General features: G+C 65.7%; 16 protein-coding genes. 11 read left to right on the top strand and 5 right to left on the bottom strand.

Annotated elements, in window-relative coordinates; translation table 11 throughout:
* Window positions 1–50: 50 nt before the first annotated feature.
* The 4 genes from ACKY0X_RS00360 (at window position 51) to ACKY0X_RS00345 (ending at window position 4,936) form a co-directional block, all read left to right on the top strand.
* Window positions 51–1,514 carry an alkaline phosphatase family protein gene (locus tag ACKY0X_RS00360; protein ID WP_409427855.1) on the top strand — a complete coding sequence of 488 codons (1,464 nt, stop codon included), beginning with the start codon at window positions 51–53 and terminating at the stop codon, window positions 1,512–1,514.
* Window positions 1,515–1,676: 162 nt separating this feature from the next.
* Window positions 1,677–3,074: an alkaline phosphatase family protein gene (locus ACKY0X_RS00355; protein WP_409427854.1), complete on the top strand. Its 1,398-nt coding sequence runs from the start codon at window positions 1,677–1,679 to the stop codon at window positions 3,072–3,074.
* A gap of 147 nt (window positions 3,075–3,221) precedes the next feature.
* Window positions 3,222–4,340 carry a nitronate monooxygenase gene (locus ACKY0X_RS00350; RefSeq protein ID WP_065041712.1) on the top strand — a complete coding sequence of 373 codons (1,119 nt, stop codon included), beginning with the start codon at window positions 3,222–3,224 and terminating at the stop codon, window positions 4,338–4,340.
* 47 nt (window positions 4,341–4,387) lie between these two features.
* Window positions 4,388–4,936, top strand: a complete 549-nt coding sequence (locus ACKY0X_RS00345; RefSeq protein ID WP_409427853.1) for an AAA family ATPase — start codon at window positions 4,388–4,390, stop codon at window positions 4,934–4,936.
* 20 nt (window positions 4,937–4,956) lie between these two features.
* Here the strand turns inward: ACKY0X_RS00345 and ACKY0X_RS00340 are convergent, their stop codons facing one another.
* Complete coding sequence (locus tag ACKY0X_RS00340) at window positions 4,957–5,568, bottom strand: GNAT family N-acetyltransferase (protein WP_409427852.1); 612 nt, start codon at window positions 5,566–5,568, stop codon at window positions 4,957–4,959.
* 54 nt (window positions 5,569–5,622) lie between these two features.
* Between ACKY0X_RS00340 and ACKY0X_RS00335 the strand changes: the two genes are divergently transcribed.
* Window positions 5,623–6,579 (top strand): dipeptidase, encoded by a 957-nt coding sequence (locus tag ACKY0X_RS00335; protein WP_409427851.1) that lies wholly within the window; start codon window positions 5,623–5,625, stop codon window positions 6,577–6,579.
* On the opposite strand, the gene ACKY0X_RS00330 is transcribed toward ACKY0X_RS00335, so the two are convergent.
* A complete protein-coding gene (locus tag ACKY0X_RS00330; RefSeq protein ID WP_409427850.1) occupies window positions 6,576–7,502 on the bottom strand; it encodes an alpha/beta fold hydrolase in 927 nt (308 codons plus the stop codon). The two genes, ACKY0X_RS00335 and ACKY0X_RS00330, sit on opposite strands and share 4 nt — an antisense overlap.
* Before the next feature lie 78 nt (window positions 7,503–7,580).
* Here ACKY0X_RS00330 and ACKY0X_RS00325 point away from each other — a divergent pair, with 78 nt between their 5' ends.
* From ACKY0X_RS00325 to ACKY0X_RS00305, 5 genes are all read left to right on the top strand, one after another.
* Window positions 7,581–7,913 (top strand): VOC family protein, encoded by a 333-nt coding sequence (locus tag ACKY0X_RS00325; protein ID WP_373693206.1) that lies wholly within the window; start codon window positions 7,581–7,583, stop codon window positions 7,911–7,913.
* 65 nt (window positions 7,914–7,978) lie between these two features.
* Window positions 7,979–8,467 (top strand): hypothetical protein, encoded by a 489-nt coding sequence (locus ACKY0X_RS00320; RefSeq protein WP_409427849.1) that lies wholly within the window; start codon window positions 7,979–7,981, stop codon window positions 8,465–8,467.
* A 410-nt stretch (window positions 8,468–8,877) separates the two neighbouring features.
* Window positions 8,878–9,144: a hypothetical protein gene (locus tag ACKY0X_RS00315; protein ID WP_409427848.1), complete on the top strand. Its 267-nt coding sequence runs from the start codon at window positions 8,878–8,880 to the stop codon at window positions 9,142–9,144.
* 382 nt (window positions 9,145–9,526) lie between these two features.
* Window positions 9,527–11,554 (top strand): DUF5631 domain-containing protein, encoded by a 2,028-nt coding sequence (locus tag ACKY0X_RS00310; protein ID WP_409427847.1) that lies wholly within the window; start codon window positions 9,527–9,529, stop codon window positions 11,552–11,554.
* Complete coding sequence (locus tag ACKY0X_RS00305) at window positions 11,551–12,510, top strand: hypothetical protein (RefSeq protein ID WP_409427846.1); 960 nt, start codon at window positions 11,551–11,553, stop codon at window positions 12,508–12,510. The genes ACKY0X_RS00310 and ACKY0X_RS00305 overlap by 4 nt, the downstream gene beginning before the upstream one ends.
* A gap of 29 nt (window positions 12,511–12,539) precedes the next feature.
* On the opposite strand, the gene ACKY0X_RS00300 is transcribed toward ACKY0X_RS00305, so the two are convergent.
* The 3 genes from ACKY0X_RS00300 to ACKY0X_RS00290 all read right to left on the bottom strand — a co-directional run bounded on the left by ACKY0X_RS00300 (window position 12,540) and on the right by ACKY0X_RS00290 (window position 14,902).
* The gene (locus ACKY0X_RS00300) at window positions 12,540–13,169 is read right to left on the bottom strand and encodes a sensor domain-containing protein (protein ID WP_409427845.1); all 630 of its coding nucleotides are present in this window, start codon (window positions 13,167–13,169) and stop codon (window positions 12,540–12,542) included.
* Window positions 13,170–13,195: 26 nt separating this feature from the next.
* Window positions 13,196–14,203 carry a hypothetical protein gene (locus ACKY0X_RS00295; RefSeq protein WP_409427844.1) on the bottom strand — a complete coding sequence of 336 codons (1,008 nt, stop codon included), beginning with the start codon at window positions 14,201–14,203 and terminating at the stop codon, window positions 13,196–13,198.
* 240 nt (window positions 14,204–14,443) lie between these two features.
* Window positions 14,444–14,902, bottom strand: a complete 459-nt coding sequence (locus ACKY0X_RS00290; protein WP_409427843.1) for a DUF4226 domain-containing protein — start codon at window positions 14,900–14,902, stop codon at window positions 14,444–14,446.
* A gap of 144 nt (window positions 14,903–15,046) precedes the next feature.
* On the opposite strand from ACKY0X_RS00290, the gene eccB reads away from it, so the two are divergent.
* Complete coding sequence (gene eccB, locus ACKY0X_RS00285; protein ID WP_409427842.1) at window positions 15,047–16,546, top strand: type VII secretion protein EccB; 1,500 nt, start codon at window positions 15,047–15,049, stop codon at window positions 16,544–16,546.
* Window positions 16,547–16,550 lie beyond the last annotated feature (4 nt).

The raw sequence follows: 16,550 nt of genomic DNA, 5'->3' as shown, positions 1-16,550 counted from the left end.
GCCGAAGCCGACGGCAGCCACACCAACCACTTCCACGAGGAGACCCGACCGTGACGAAGGTGAAGCAGTTTCTGTGCGGTACAGCCGTCGCCAGCCTGGTTGCGGGAACGGGAGCCGCGGCATTAGGGACACCGCTGGGGCTGTCTGCCGTGACCGCCGAATGGATGCTCGCCGCCGAACACGTGCTGCTGCTCGGCACCGACGGCACGAACCTGGACAAGATCCTGGAGTACGCCTACAACGACGACAGCGGCTTCAAGATGCTGATGGACCGGGGCATCACCGCCGCCACCACCATCGCAGGCCACATGACGATGTCCACACCGTCATGGTCGACGATCCTCACCGGGGTCTGGGACGACAAACATGGGGTGGTCAGCAACGTCTACCGGCCCGAGCCCTACACGACCTGGCCGTCGGTGTTCAACCTGATCGAGTACCACAAGCCGGAGATCGAGACCACGGTTATCTCCGGCCGAGGCCTGTTCACCGAGATTGCGTCCACCGGCGGCTACCCGGCCGACAACATCATCGGCATCAGCGGTGGCTCCACCTCGGCGGAGATGGACGCACTGGTCACCCAGGAGACCATCTCCCGGATCTTGGCGACCACCAACAACCCGAATATCGACACCTTCATGTTTTCCTACCAGTCGCAGGTCGACCACGCCGGGCACTCGTACGGCGGCGGCTCAGACCAGTACCGCGACGCCGTCATCAATGTCGGGGCCAACTGGAAGGAGATCCTGGAGGCGGTAGCCCAGGCCGAAGCGGCCACCGGCGACCGCTGGACGATCATCGCGGTCACCGACCACGGCCACCAGCAAAACCCGGACCTGTTCGGATTCAGCCTCGGCCACGGCTTCCAGTCGCCCAACGAAACGTCGAGCTTCGTCATGTTGTCGCTGGCCGGAAATGAAGCACAGGCCGGCGGCCAGAGCCTGAGTTACCAGACCATCGACATCACACCCACGATCCTGCAGGCTTTCGGGATACCGATGCGGTCGGACTTCGACGGCGTCCCCATGCAGACCGACCCGGACATCCTGAACGGCATCGTCTTCCCAGCCGATCTCAAACAGGCCCTCACCGACGCGATCAACAGCTACGGCTACCCCGACGTCGGCACCGACATCATGCTCAGCATCCGGGCGCTGGCGGGTGGGGCCGGCTACTTCCTCGAAAACTACGCACTCCCACCGATACTCAACTTCCTGCAGTCGATCGTCGACCAGGACATCTTCCTGATCAGCGGGCTCGCCGAAGGCACGCAATGGGTGCTCAAGACCGTCGGCGCCGCCACGGCCGACGTACTCACCGATATCGGCAGGGTGGTCGCGTACTTCACCGGGGCGGGAGTCATCCCGCCGAACGACGCGCCGCTGCCACTGCCGGGCGCCGCCGAGTTCACCGGATCACTGGAGGCCTTGCTGGCCGACCACTCCTTTACCGCTCCCGACTTCGGCGGCGCCGACGTACCCTCACTCCTCGATGTGGACGCACTGCTGAGCTGATACAGCTGCGCTTACGCCTGTCTCACCTGGTGAAATAACCCACAGGCCTCCTCAGTAACACCCTGCTCAAATGAGTGATTTCGGGCAGAAAGCTGAGTTTTAGCTGGGTAACTGTTAGTCTTGCGCCCATTGGCTGGCACTACTCGACGAGGGAATCCGATCGTGACAACAATCAAGAAGTTCCTCAGTGGTGTGGCCGTCGCCGGCCTGGTTGCCGGTACGGGTGCCGCCGTCGGGTCGCCGGTGGGGCTGTCCGCAACGACGGCCGACTGGCTGCTCGCCGCCGAGCACGTGCTGTTGATCGGCGTCGACGGAGCCAACCTCTCCAAGATCCTGGAGTACGCCTACAACGAGGACAGCGGTTTCAAGACCGCGATGGACCAAGGCATCACCGGCGCCGCGACCGAGGTCAACCACACCACGATCTCCGGCCCGTCGTGGTCGACGATCCTCACCGGGGTGTGGGACGACAAGCACGGTGTGATCAACAACCTGTTCGAGTCCGAGCCGTACAACCTGTGGCCGACGGTGTTCAACCTGATCGAGTACCACAAGCCGGAGATCAACACCTCGATAATCTCCGACTGGGACTACCTCAACCAACTCGCCGCAGCGGGCGGCTACCAGGCCGACAGCAACACCTACATTCCGATGGAGACCACCTGGGCTAACGCCGACGCGGCCGTCACTGCGGAGACCATCGCCCAGATCATGGCCACGCAGAACAACCCGGGCGACATCTCGAGTTTCCTGTTCTCCTACCAGGGCCAGGTCGACGAGATGGGACACGAATTCGGCGGCGGGTCACCCGAATACGCCCAAGGCCTTGTGAATGTCGCAGGCAACATCCAAGAGATCTTGGCCGCGGTAGCCGCCGTCAAGGCGATCACCGGCGACGACTGGTCAATCATCATCACCACCGACCACGGCCACCAGCAGTCGCTGGGCTTCGGGCACGGCTTCCAATCGCCCAACGAGACAACGCAATTCGTGATCTTCGATCAAGCCGGCCATGATGCGTCCGACGGCAGCCAGAACCTGAACTACTCGATCGCCGACATCACGCCGACCATCTTGTCGCTGTTCGGCATCCCGATGCGGTCGGACTTCGACGGTGTCTCGATGGCGTTCGACCCGGACGTCCTGAACAGCCTCGTCACCCCCGTCGACCTCAAGCAGGCGCTCACCGACGCGATCGCGATGTACGGCTACCCGAACATCGGCAACGACCTGGCGCTGGGCCTCCGTACCGTCGTCGCCACCATCCCGTACCTGCTCAACGGCGTTGTCACCGACATCGACAAGTTCCTGCAGGGGATCGTCGACCAGGACATCTTCCTGATCAGCGGACTGGCCCAATTCGCCCAGGAGATCAACGGCTTCTTCGGTGGTCTGTCGGTGGACACGCTCCAATGGATGGCACACGGTGTCGGCTACCTGACGGGATCCGGGACCATCGAGCCGACCGACGCACCGCTGCCGCCGCCGGGAAGCGCCGAGTTCACTCCCGACCTCGGGGGCTCCGACCTGTCCGGGCTGCTCGACGCACTGGTGGGCTGACAGCTCCTCGCACACCGATGCCGCCAGGTCTTTGACCTGGCGGCATCGGTGTTTCGGCCGGAAGCCGCTGCGCTAACGTCGCGGTAGCTACCTCACACCGCGGGACCCCGGACCCGTTCTCGATCCCAGTTGAACAAAGGAGCGGCCGTGAAGACCCCCATCTGCGAGCAGTACGGCATCGACTTCCCGCTTTTCGCCTTCAGCCACTGCCGCGACGTGGTGGCCGCGGTGACCAACGCGGGCGGGTTCGGCGTGCTCGGCGGCGCCGCCTACACCCCTGAGCAGTTGGATCAGGAACTTTCCTGGATCGACGAGCAGGTCAAGGGAAAGCCCTACGGCATCGACATCATCGTGCCCGCCAAGTTCGAAGGCAAGGGCGAGAACCTCTCCGGCCACCAACTTTCCGACCGGATCCCCGACGAGTACAAGGCCTTCATCGCAGAACTGTTGGCGCAGCACGACATTGAACCCGACGAGAAGCCCCGGTTGGGATCTGCCATGCTCTCCGGCAGCAACGGCGAGCAACTGCTCGAAGTCGCGGTCGCCCATCCCATCCGCATGATGGCCAACGCGCTCGGCGTGCCGCCGGATTACATGATCAAGTCCGGCAAGGACAACGACATCCCCGTCGCGGCGCTCGTCGGCGCAAAGGAGCATGCCCTCAAGCAGGTGGCACAAGGCGTGGATCTGATCGTCGCTCAAGGAACGGAGGCGGGCGGCCACTGTGGCGAAGTCTCCACGCTGGTCGTCGTCCCTGAAGTCATCGAAGCCATCGACAACGCCGTGCCCGTGCTTGCCGCCGGCGGGATCGTCACCGGTCGACAGATGGCGGCCTGCGTGGCGTTGGGCGCCGCCGGTGCGTGGACGGGTTCGGTGTGGCTTACCACCGAGGAGGCCGAAACGGCTCCGCACACCGTGCAGAAGATGCTCGCGGCCACCTCGCGCGACACCATTCGCTCCACCGGACGCACCGGCAAGCCCGCACGCCAACTGATCTCCGATTGGACTGATGCGTGGCGACCCAACGACACCGGCCACCCGACCCTGCCGCTACCGCTGCAGTCGATGATCGCCGAACCCACACTGCGTCGCATCGACAAGCTGGCCGCCACCGGACACCCTGGGGCCCAAGCCCTGTCCACCTATTTCGTCGGCCAGGGCGTCGGGCTGATGAACAAGGTGAAGCCCGCGCGCGACGTCGTGTTCGAGTTCGTCGAGGACTACCTCGCCGCCGCCGAACGACTCGGCGGCTCGGTCAGCGACTGACCCTCGTTTGTCCGTCGCTGGTCGACTTCGCGGGTAGCTTGTCGTCCGTGACCGGACGCGTGATCATCCTGACCGGCCCACCCGGGTCGGGAAAGTCAACGCTCGCATCGAAGCTTGCCTGCGGTTATGAAAAGGGCGTTCATCTGCACACGGACGACTTCTGGCACTACATCGTGTCGGGCGCGATACCCCCGTACGATCCCGCCTCTGATGCGCAGAACCAGACTGTCATGGACGTGATCGCGGGTGCGTCCTACGCCTATGCACTCGGCGGGTTCGCCACCGTGATCGACGGAATCATCGGGCCGTGGATGCTCGATCACTTCCGAATCCGAGCAGCACAGCACCCGAACCTGCCGCTCGACTACGTAGTCCTGCGACCGCAGCGCGCCGTCACACTGCAGCGGGCCCAGGCCCGAACCGCGCCGAGCGCCCTCACCGACGAGGGCCCGATCCTCTCGATGTGGGATCAGTTCTCCGACCTCGGTGAGTTCGACAACCACGTACTCGACACCTCGAGCGAAGCCGAGGAGCGCAGCGCCCGCCGGGTGGCAGACGCCGTCCGTGATGGCCGCTACCGCGTATCTGCCACATAGCACCTTGCGCTACTACGCCCCTAGGGAGTCTGCGGCTCCCGCCACATCTTCCACAGCGTCGGCCCGCCGTCGGGGACGTTGATCTCGCCGATCACCCGGAATCCGAAACGCTCGTAGTACGGCACGTTCTCGTGCTTGCTGGACTCCAGATAGGCCGGGCAGAGTTCGGCATCGCAGCGGTCGAGCCGTGGCTGCATGACGGCCTGCCCGAAGCCGCGTCCCCGCACCGACGGGTCACTGCCGATCACCGCCAGATACCAATGCGGCTCTTCGGGGTGGTTGGCATCCAACAGGTCTGTCAGTGCGCGGCCTTGGGTAAGCCGGAAGCCGAACGACCGGAACAACGGCGGCACCATGCGCAGCTGCGACCAGATCGACTGCTTCCAGCGGTTGGGCGGGTCCCACAGCGCAGCCGCCCCGACGACTGCGCCGTCGTCGGCCACCTCGACGCCACCGCCCGCCAGGTGATGAACCCGCGTAGAGGTGCCGAAGAACGTCGTCAACTGCTCGGTGCGGGCCTCGTCGTCGGGAAGCAGCCACATCGATACCGGGTCGTCGTAGAACGCGCGCCCCAACGCCTGCGCCAGCGAGGGGATGTCCGATTTCAACGCGGGCCGCGAGTCGATTGCCATGGGGCTAGGTTAATGCGTCGCATTCGGGCGGCGCGCAGAGCAAGATCAGCGGCTATGAGCACGCTGCTGTGGGACCAACACACTTGCCTGCCGTTGCAGGACAGCGCCGAGGTGGCCCCGCTGACCCGCTACCAGCATTCCGGCGGCGCATTGCTGTCGGTGAACGTGGGCTACGCACCGCAGCGCTTGGCCGACACCTTGGCCCTGCTGCGGCACTTTCGCCGCGCCATCGACGCCCACCCAGATCTCACGGTGGCGGCCACCGTCAGCGACGTCGACGCGATCACCGGCGCCGGCGGGATCGCGGTGGTGTTCGACCTGGAGGATTCCAATCCGCTCAACGACGACCTGTCCAACCTGGCCGTGTTGGCCGAGCAGGGCGTCCGCACTCTGTTGCCCACCTACAACCACACCAACCGTGCCGGCAGCGGCTGCCTGGACGCCGCGGACTCCGGACTGACGGCGTGGGGTCGCGCGATCGTCGCCGAGATGAACGCCGTGGGCATGGTTCCCGACGGCTCACATTGCAGCGCCCGCACCGGCCTGGACATGTGTGCGGTTTCGAGCGGCCCGGTCGTCTACAGCCATTCCTGTATGCGGGCCCTGTGGGATCACCCGCGCAACATCACCGACGATCAAGCGCGGGCATGCGCGGCCACCGGCGGCGTCGTCGGTATCACCGCGGTGGGAATCTTCCTGGGCCCCAACACTCCCACCCTCAACGCGGTAGCGCACCACCTGGAGTACGCGGTCGAGCTGGTGGGTATCGAGCACGTCGGTGTCAGCACCGACTACTCCTTTGACCACGCCGACTTCAATGCCGAGCTGCTCGCCAACCCGCAGCTGTTCGACCAGAGCTACACCCGCTGGGGCCCGATCCAGTGGATGCCTCCGGAGACCTGGCTGGGTCTGCGTGACCACCTGTCGGAGCGCGGTTGGGCCGGCGCCGACATCAATGCCGTGCTCGGCGGCAACTTCCACCGGGTGGCACGTGAGACATGGCGGACCTAGATTTTCTTGGCCCCGCGGGCGAATTCGTTTATCGTGCTGACGAATTCACTGGGTTTCTCGACTAGGGGGCTGTGGCCTGATCCGGCGATGACGACCGGCTGCAGGCCGGCGTGGCGATAGCGGTCCACGTTCTGGGCGGTCGGGGTCAGCACATCACTGTCACCCCACACCACCAGCACCGGCTTGCCCAGACCCGCCAAGCGGTCGGCCACCGCTCGCTGTTCGTTGATCTGTCCCGCGGTCTTAGCGTCACACAATGCGTTGTGGGTCATGCGTTTCAACGAACGGTAGGCCAACGCGGGAACCGGGAAGTCGGCGGCGAAGCCGGTCTGCAGCGAGCTCTTGTCGACGGCATCGACGCTGCGCAACTTGTCGACCGCGGCTCCGAGCACCGGCCAGCACACCGCGTTGCCCAGCGCGGGCATCGCGGTCATCCCCAGCGCCGCGGGCGTGTCGGAGACGACCACGCGGTCCACCAGCTCCGGTGCGCTCTCGGCCAAGGCGGTGGCCACCGTCCCACCCATCGAATGCCCGACCAGCACCGCGTGCCGCACCCCCAGGGCATCGAGCGCCTGGTGCACGGCGGTTGCCTGGCCGTCGGCGCTGTAGGGGGCGGCGTCGCTCGGGGCCTCCGACCCGCCGTGGCCGACCAGATCGATCGCGATCACCCGGGCGCCCTGCGCCAGGGTTGGCGCCACCGCCTCCCACCACTGGATCGACGCCGAATAGCCGTGCAGCAGCACGATGGCGCGGTCCCCACCCGGGCCGTACTCGCGGACGTTGAGATCCGGTCCGGGCAGCTCCAGCACCCGCCCCTGCGCGAACGGCTCGGCAGCCCGTGCGATGCGGTCGGTGACCATGGCATTGACCAGCAGTGCGACGAGGACGAGCGTGATGACCAAAGCGGCAAGGCGTTTACCCACCCGATGACGCTATCTCGGGCCTAACCTGGACCGAGACCGAATCCAGAGGAGGTAGCAGTGAGCGACCACGACATTCGGATGATCGTCTTGTCCACCGACGACCTGGACGAGTCAATCAAGTTCTACAGCGAGACCCTGGGCATGCCACTGAAGTTTCGCGATGGCGCGCACTTCGCTGCACTCGACGGCGGGTCGGTGACGTTGGCATTGGCGACCGCGGTGGACCACCCCATCCACGGGCAGGTGGTGGTCGGCATCAAGACCGACGACGTCGACGGTGCGGCGAAGGCCATCGAGGCCAGTGGCGGCGGAATCGTCAAGGGCCCCTACGACGATGCGCACGAGCGCCGGGCGGTGGTCTACGACAACAAGGGCAATGGGCTGGTGTTCTATAAGCCGTTGGGGCGGTAGGGGGGTCAACGCGGTCAAGCGCGATCCAGGGGCCCAGGTCCTAGTTGGGGTCTACCATCCGCAAGGTGACCCCGCCAACGTCACCTTTGCCCGCACCGCCTGCCAACCAGTCACCCCAGCGATTGGTTGTGGCGCTTGCGGCGTTTGCTGCGTTGCTGTCAGTCGTCGCGCTGATCGTTGCGATCGTTTCGCCAAACCGACCTTCAGATGCGTCAGCACCTGGTTATACGACTGCTCAACAAGCCGACGCCAAGAAGCGTCTCTGTGACAGTTACAAGCTCGCTGCTCATGCGGAACACATTGAGACGAACACGCCTGACAACGTTGCACTCGCGCGTCTCTCCGCAACGAACGGCGCCCTGATCCTGGAGACGGCCGCAGCGGACCCCGCCCTCGACGCCGAGTATCGCGACGCTGCCCGCGCACTCGCACTCACCTACCAGAATCTTGTGGCTATCTCCACGGGCAGAGGCGAAGGCAACCCGGAGCTCGAGGCGGCGATCACCGACGCAAACACCAAAGACCGCGTGATGATCGACCTGTGCGGCGATTAGCCTCCTTCGATGGGACGTCGACACCGTTCGTAGGTACGGCGATGCGGCGATGTCGGCTCCTACACAACTCACTCGCGCGATGAGCCTTGCGCGGCCCCGGCCATTACTTTCAGCGCCCCAGGAAGGCCGCTTACCGACCGAACCAGTCTCAATCAGGATGTAAACGCGAAATCGCCCTGAGGGCTACCATCCGCAATGTGACCATGCCATCACCCTCCTGGCCAGTACCAGCCCCTGTTCAGCCTAATCGTCGGTCAGCCCTTGTACTCGCAACGCTCGCCGCCTTGCTGGGCATTGCCTCCGTAATACTGGCTGTTGCGGCATTAATACGGCCGGCAACCAGTCCCACTCCTTCGGCAGCCCAGAAGACGGCCGCGAGGGCGGACCTGTGCGATCGGTTCAAACCTGCTATGAACGCGATACACATCGAGACCAACGGGCCCGATGCGGGTCTTGGACGTATCGCTTTGATTAACGGCGCGCTGGTCCTAGAGAGCGCTACTGCGAATCCAGCCTTGGACCCCACATATCGCGACGCAGCCCAAGCCGTGGAGTCAGCCTACCAGGATCTAGTTATTGAATCTTCCAGCGGCAAGGCCGGCGATCCTCAGTTCGATAATGTTGTGAATACCGCCAACGCCAAAGAACGAGTTTTGAAGGAACTATGCGGTGACTGATCTGCCGACTGACCTACCGCCAGGTAAATGGTCATCTTACTTGGTGGGTGTGTGGTGGCCCGGCCCCCCGACCCGCCCCGAGCAGGGGATCCAGCACTGGTCTAGTCAATCCGACGCCAAAGAGCACGAAGCTATCGAACTCCGGGATTTCACAAACGGTTTAAGCGCAAGGAACAGCGGACGAACCACGGAGGACGAGCTGATACGGCTACGTATCGGCTACAACCGTCTGACGAACGCCGCCGAGCACTGTAGGAGCAAAAAAACCGCTAGCGACAGCGTGGTCCGGGCCGTTAATGACCTCCGTCAGAACTTGACGAGTATCGCCAATCAGTACAACCCAAAAATCGATGACCTGGTAGCGAAAAATACACCGGAGGCAATGACCGAAGCCATCAGCCTAATTGGTGAAGCCAACGGCAAAGCCGCCGAACACAGCTCAGCAGCCAACCGACAGATCATTGAGGCAACCCAGCAGATGTTCAATGATCTCGGCATCGAAGGCGACGCCCAGAACTGGCTGCAAAATAACGGCGCGAAATTCGGCACGCCGCCGCCGCAACCGCCCACCAGCGAAGAACTGAGCAGAAGGGCCGCCGGAACCGACCAGCTTCCATTCCCGCCTGGCGCGGGGTACGCGGAGGATCGCCCAATTCCCAGGAGCGTGGACGATCTCCTTCTTCCGGAAGGCCGCGCCAACAGCGGCGCGGGCGGCAACGAGACTGGCGGGACGGGTGGCAGCGGATCCGGCGGCGGCAACAGCGGGGGCACCGGAGGCGGCAACATAGGCGGCAACAGCGGGGGCACCGGAGGCGGCAACATAGGCGGCAACAGCGGGGGCACCGGAGGCGGCAACATAGGCGGCAACAGCGGGGGCACCGGAGGCACCGGGGGTGGCAACAGCGGCGGCACCGGAGGCGGCGGCAGCGGCGGCAGCGGCGGCGGCCAAGCCATCGGCAGCAACACAGGCAACGACGTACAACAAGGGGCGGGCAACCCAGTGAGCACTCCTAACCTTGTGCCACCAGGCGGCGGTGGGGGTGGCGCCCTGTCCGGCACAACCGCGATGAATGGAGGCGGCGGCATGCCACCTCCCATGGCCTCCGGCATGTCAGGCCTGGGCAGCCCCGGCGGCGGTGGTATGCCGCCCAGCCTTCCCGGCGGCGGGCCGGCCCAGGCGCTGGCGTCCGGCATGCCGGGTGGTGGGCCTGCGGGACCGGGCGGACCGCCATCGCCATTGACGCCGGGCGGGGCGGGCTCTGGAGGATTCGGCCAGCCATCGCAGATTCCCCCCTCCCCGTCGGTGACGCCGATGGCCGGTGGGGCGCTGGGCAATATGGCCCAATTGGCCAGCCCCAACACCGAGATCGCCCCGGCCGCACCCACCGCCGGCGCGACACCTGCAGCTCCAACGGCACCGCCCGTGACAGCTAGTCCGGCCTCCGTATCGTCGGGGCCGATCAGCGCCGGCCCGGCAGCCCCGTCGGGCCCCTTGCCCGGCTACGGGGCAGATTTGCGCCCAGCGGCTGGAGCCGTCCCGGCCGCACCCACCGCGCCTGCCGGACCTGCGGGCCCGACTCCCCCGCCCCCGCCCGGCGGCCCCACGACGCCGACGTCGGGGGGACCCACCGTGGCCTCCGCCGGCGATCGTCCGACACCGGGCAAGCCGACGCCCGGCTCAGCCAGTCAGTCCGGCGCATCGTTGGCCGGCAGCATGGGCGCCGGGGGCACGGCCGGAGCCGGAGCCGGTACGGCCGCCCGGCGTCTGGCCGAACACCAGGATCTGCAGCGCAAGGTCGACGCGGTGGCCCGCCAGGCGCCGGAGTTGGCCTGGGCGGCTGGCCTTCGCGATGACGAGACCACCACCGTGCTGACCACCGATCTGGCCGGCGGCTGGATTCCGCCCACCGTCAAACTCCCGCCCGGGCTCACGTTGCTGGATCCGGCCCACCGCCGCCGCGACACCAGCGCGGTCGATCTGCTGGGTGCGGTGACCGCGGCCGCCGCCCATCAACCGAACACCTACATCACCGAGGCCGGCCCGAACGATCCGATTCCCGGCAACGGGGAGCGCGCCCGCTATGGGCAGCACATCGACGAACTCGGTCCCACGCTCATCGACATCACCGGCGCCAACGACGGCCTACCGCGGATCGTGCAGACCGTGGCACGCGCCGTGGCCCGCAGATCCGGCGTCGCCGACAACGAGATCGCGCTGTTCCGGCAGGTAGTCACCGACACGCAGGCGCGAGTACTGTCGGCCTATCCGCAGCATGCCCCGCGGGACGTCGCCGACTGGATGCTGTTGGCGGCCATCGACGCCCTGATCGACGGAAGCGAAGAGCTCGCCCGCTACCACCTGGCGTGGTATCTGGCAGTGGCAGTACGGCATGGAGGTGTTACGCCGTGACAGACGACTTCGTGAAGCATTACGGTGCCGACTTCCTGCACATTGCGCTCTCACAGCCCCCGACGGCGATCCCCCCTGGACCGGTCCATGACGGTGGATCGTCCCCGGTCGACGCCACGATGGCCGCATTCGGTGCCGCAACCAACCTGAACCTGGTCGAGACGAACACCGAACTCGCCAACGATCACCGAGACCGCACCGGCCACGCCGCCGATGCCGTGCGCAAGTTCGCCGAGCACGAGGCCGACGCGGCATCGAAGTTCCAGAACGTCGCCTCGCAGGGTGACGCGCTCATGGCACAGCAATCACCGCAGGAAGCCATGGGCGGGGCGATGCAGGGTGTCAACAGCGCGATGCAGGGCATCACCAGCGCACTCAGCGGCGCCCTCGGCGCGGTGACCAAGCTGCCCCAGGGGTTGATGCAGGCCGGCCAGGGTGCGTTATCGCCGCTGATGAGTGCCGCGTCATCGCTGGGCAAGGCCGGGCTCGGCGGCACCACGCTGGCCTCGAACATCAGCCCCGAATCCGGCCTGGGCGGCGGGGATTTCGGCTCCGGCGGAAGCGGCGGGGGCGGGCTGGGCATGGGCACCACGCCGGCCAGCAACCTCGGCCCGCCCCCGGTTCCGGGGACATCAACTCCGACAACGCCCGCCAGCTCCATGGCCAGTGCCGGTGCGGGCGGCACTGCAGGCGGTGCGCCCACGGCGGGTGGGGGCGGGGGCGGAATGATGCCGATGATGCCCGGCGGGGCAGGTGCCGGGGGCAAGGGCGGCAAAGACGACAAGACCGACGCGAAGCGGATCGCCGCCCCCGGCGTGCCCAACGGCCAGCCCGTCAAGGGCCGCACGACGGCCCCGCCCAATGTGCCGGTGACCAAGTCCGTCGCGAAGGGCGCCGGTCATCCCGGCATCACTCCACTGAAACGCATTGTGGACAAAGACGATTCGGCGAGGTAGACCGCACAGGCCGTCGCGCGTCTGCCGCGCTACTTCACCCGCTCGGAAATCAACTGTGTCACGGTGTCTGCGATCTGATCGGACCGCGGAAGACCTTGGACTACAACGTCGATCAACACCGACTCTGCTACGCGGTACATGACGCTCTGCGAGTTCCCAGGGAAAGCCAGGGCAACCGTGGACTGATCCTGTTTCTCGATACGGAAGTCGTAGAGCTTTGCCTGTAACGCCGAACAGGCCTCGAAGGAAGCTACTAGCCGGTCGAATTCAGCTCTCGCCGTGCCATCATCCGGATAAACTCCGATCCCCTGTGCGACGGTAGATATGGTGCTTATTTCTCCACCAGCAGCCGTGTATGTCACGGCACGAAACTGTGACCAGTTATGCCCAAAAGCTTCTTCTAGGCCGAAAACCGGGTGGCACTGGTCCGGTGTGCGCAAATTTTCGTGAAACGACGGGGGAGCATCCATCACGGGCAGCGCAGCGAGGTCGTCGCGGTCGGTGACGCGCTGGACCTCATCCAACCCGACGATCAACGAGGCGGCATCGATCCCGGGTGTGGCGCCAACACCACCGGAATGGCAAGCACTTAGCGCCACGACAAGACAGCACGTTGTCGCCGGCCGCTTAAGCCGGGTGAACAACCCCTTGCGAATCACGCTGATCCCTCCCAAATACCACAGGATCAGGCACCGATAAGCGCGGCGCCTTGTCGCGTCAGGAACGGACCGATCAAGTCGACCACGACCCAGTGTCGCGCCACATCAATCCCGGTGATGATTCCTAGGTTGGCAATGGAGCCGTCCACGTCCGCTGTTACTGGCGCGCCGATGATTTTGGCATCGATGGCGGCCTTCACGTTGTCCACGGCGACAACGACTCGGTCGATGCCGGCGGGGATGTCCCGCACTTCCGCTGTCACGGCGGGATCGACCACGTGCCCTCCGACAACCCCGCCGTCGAGGTCTGTCCACGCTGCGCGAGCCCGATTGTGTTGCACCACATCGATTGTCTCGACCGTGTCGGCTGTCGGCGGCCTTCCGTTGACCGTTCCGTCGACCGGCAGCGGCCAGGCGCCCGGACCGGAACTGAACAGCGCCAGCGGAGATGTCGGCATCGTCCAGGCCTCATCGGCCACTCGCGGACGTGCTTCGCCCGCCGTCAGGTAAGCGATCTCGCCGATCTTGGTCCGAGTTGGAGCCAGTCCAGCGTCTTCGATCTTCATGACGGCGACTGGAGCGTCCTCGTCACCGTTGGCGCACTGCGCGCCGGTAAGAAAACCGGTGGACCGTCCTCCCGAGGCGTGCGGATCCGGGAAATCCACATAAAAGCCGGTCGTACACACCGTCGTCGCGGGTCCATCGCCCACCAATACCTGAATTCCGGGCTGCAATCTCGCCACCGGCTTCGGCACAACGGTCGCTTCGTTGAGGGCAGGGGGAAACACCTTGGCCGACGGCGTCCCTACAACACTCGAGGTACCCGCAACGGGCGGGTTCTGTGGACTATTTGATTCACAGCCGGCCGCCGCCATGGCAAGACTGAGCGAAATAGCAGTGGCTATGGTTCGACGACCCCGAGCCATCTGAATTACCTCCTCTTGTTCGGCTTGCTGCCGCAGCCTGTCAGTCGAAACTTGCAGAGCAGCAGTCACTCCGGCGGACGCATTGAGATCCTGGACCCATCCGGCCACACGATATCTCCGTTGCTGTCGTCAACCTGGCCCCCGAATTTTTCTGCTTCCACAACTAATTCACCATATTCTTGCACGACCTTATTTCTCGCTAATTGGACCGGATCGTGTTCGCGCTTCCATTCCTGGTATCGCGCCGCCTGCGTGGCGTCTTCCATATCGAAGGTGATACCGTCAGGCCATTTTTTGTTGAACGCCTTGACCTTATTCGTGACGGATTTATTTTCCTCTTTCCAGTCATCAATTTTCTTGAATAGGTCGGCCGCATCCGCCGGGTCGTACGCGGGTGGCTCGCGTGTCGGACTCGGGGTGGGGGGGCGGGCTGGTCTTCTGGCCGCCCCGTTTTGCCCCACCAGCCCGATATTGTCCAGTCAACGCTTGGACCTGCGCCGCCCGCTGCTGGCTGTCTGCAGCCGCATCGGCCACGATCCGGTGGATCTCCCGGGTCTTGCCGGTCAGATACGCCTGGAACTGGCGGGCACCGGCCGGGGTGTCCAGACCGGGCCAACTCGCGGCACTTTGGCGGATCTCGGCTTCCAGCGTGTCCAGACGCGCCCGCGATTGCAGGTTGTTCTGGTGGGCGCCGCGCAGGATCCCCTCAAAAGACCGGTCGAGCTCAACCGACGTCGCCAACCGCTGCACCAACTGCTCTTCGCGTGCCCGGGCGGCCTCAGCGAACGCCCCCGACTGGTCCGGCATAGCGCAAAAGGTACGCGCGCCGGCGTCATCGTGTGTGCGCAAGTGACTGGTTCCCGCTGGACAAGGCCAGTAATGTCGTCGCGGTGCGCTCTGTCGCCGCAGGGGGCGGCGCCGCCGAGCGTGCGTCGTTAGGGGTAGCAGAGCATGCCGCTGAGTCTGTCGAACCGGGACCAGAACTCCGGTCACCTGTTCTACAACCGACGACTGCGCGCCGCCACCACCAAATTCTCGGTCCGCATGAAGCACGACGACCGCAAACAGACCGCCGCGATCGTGCTCTCCATCGTGCTGATCTTCATCGGCATGGGTTGGATGCTGCTGCTGAACGTGCTGCGTCCGGCCGGGATCGTGCGAACATCATCGATCGTCGGCGACCGCGACTCCGGTGCGATCTACGCGCGCATCGACGGGCGGCTGTACCCGGCGCTGAACATCACTTCAGCGCGGCTGGCGGTCGGCCACGCGGAGGCGCCCACCTGGGTCAAACCCGCAGAGATCGCCAAATACCCGACCGGCCCCACGATCGGCATCCCCGGCGCCCCGTCGTCATTGGTCGCCAACACCAGCGCCCCCTCGGCCTGGGCCGTCTGCGACACCGCGGGCTCCCCGCGCCGTGCCGAACCCCCCGTGGTGACCTCGATCGCGGGCCCGTTGAGCACGGCCGGCCGCGCCGCGCCGCTGGCCCCGGGCGCCGCCGTGCTGACCCGCTTCCAGGGCGCCACCTACGTCATCTGGGGCGGCAAACGGTCCCAGGTGGACCCCGCCGATCGGGCGATCACGCTGAGCCTCGGCATCGACCCGGGCATCACCGTTCCGGTGGAGATGTCGCGGGCACTGTTCGACGCCCTGCCCAGCACCGAGCCGCTGCGGGTCCCGGTGATCCCCCTGGCGGGCACGCCGTCGCAGTGGGTGCCCGGGTCCCAGGTCGGGGCGGTGCTGGAGACTCGCACGGCCGGCGGCGGCTCCCAGTTCTACGTTCTTGTGCCAGACGGGGTCCAGAAGATCACCAGCTTCGTGGCCGACCTGATTCGCAGCGCGAACTCGTTCGGGTCCGTGGCGCCGCTGGTGGTCAGCCCCGACAAGCTGGTCAACATCCCGGAAGTGGGCACGCTGCCCGTCGAGTTCTACCCGAGCAGCAGGCTCAAGTTCGTCGATACTGCCGCCGATCCGACCACATGCGTAGGCTGGGAGAAGGCTTCCGGAGACCGGCAGGCGCGGATCACCCTCTACAGCGGGCGCGGGCTGCCGGTGTCGCCGGCGATGGACAACCGGATCGTTCGGTTGGTGCGTGATGACCGCAGCCCCACCTCGGTGGTGGCCAACCAGGTCTTGGTGTTGCCGGGCGCAACGAACTTCGTCACCTCGACCAGCGAACTGCTCGACTCCGATTCCCGCGAAACCCTGTTCTGGGTGTCGCCCAACGGTGTCCGGTTCGGCATCACCGGCGAAAGTGAGACCCTGCGGGGCCTCGGCCTGGATCCGGGCTCGGCGCAGCAGGCGCCGTGGCCGCTGCTGCGCACCTTCGCGACCGGTCCGGAACTGTCGCGGCATGCCGCGCTGCTGGCCCGCGACACCGTGGCGTCGGCGGGTGCGGTGCAGCCGGTGGTCCCCAACAATCAGCAGGGCGTCCCGGGAGGGCACTGAGGCG

Source organism: Mycobacterium sp. SMC-11 (genome assembly GCF_046250095.1).
Classification (GTDB): Bacteria; Actinomycetota; Actinomycetes; order Mycobacteriales; family Mycobacteriaceae; genus Mycobacterium; species Mycobacterium heraklionense_A.
This window is presented reverse-complemented; position numbering and strand designations above follow the sequence as displayed.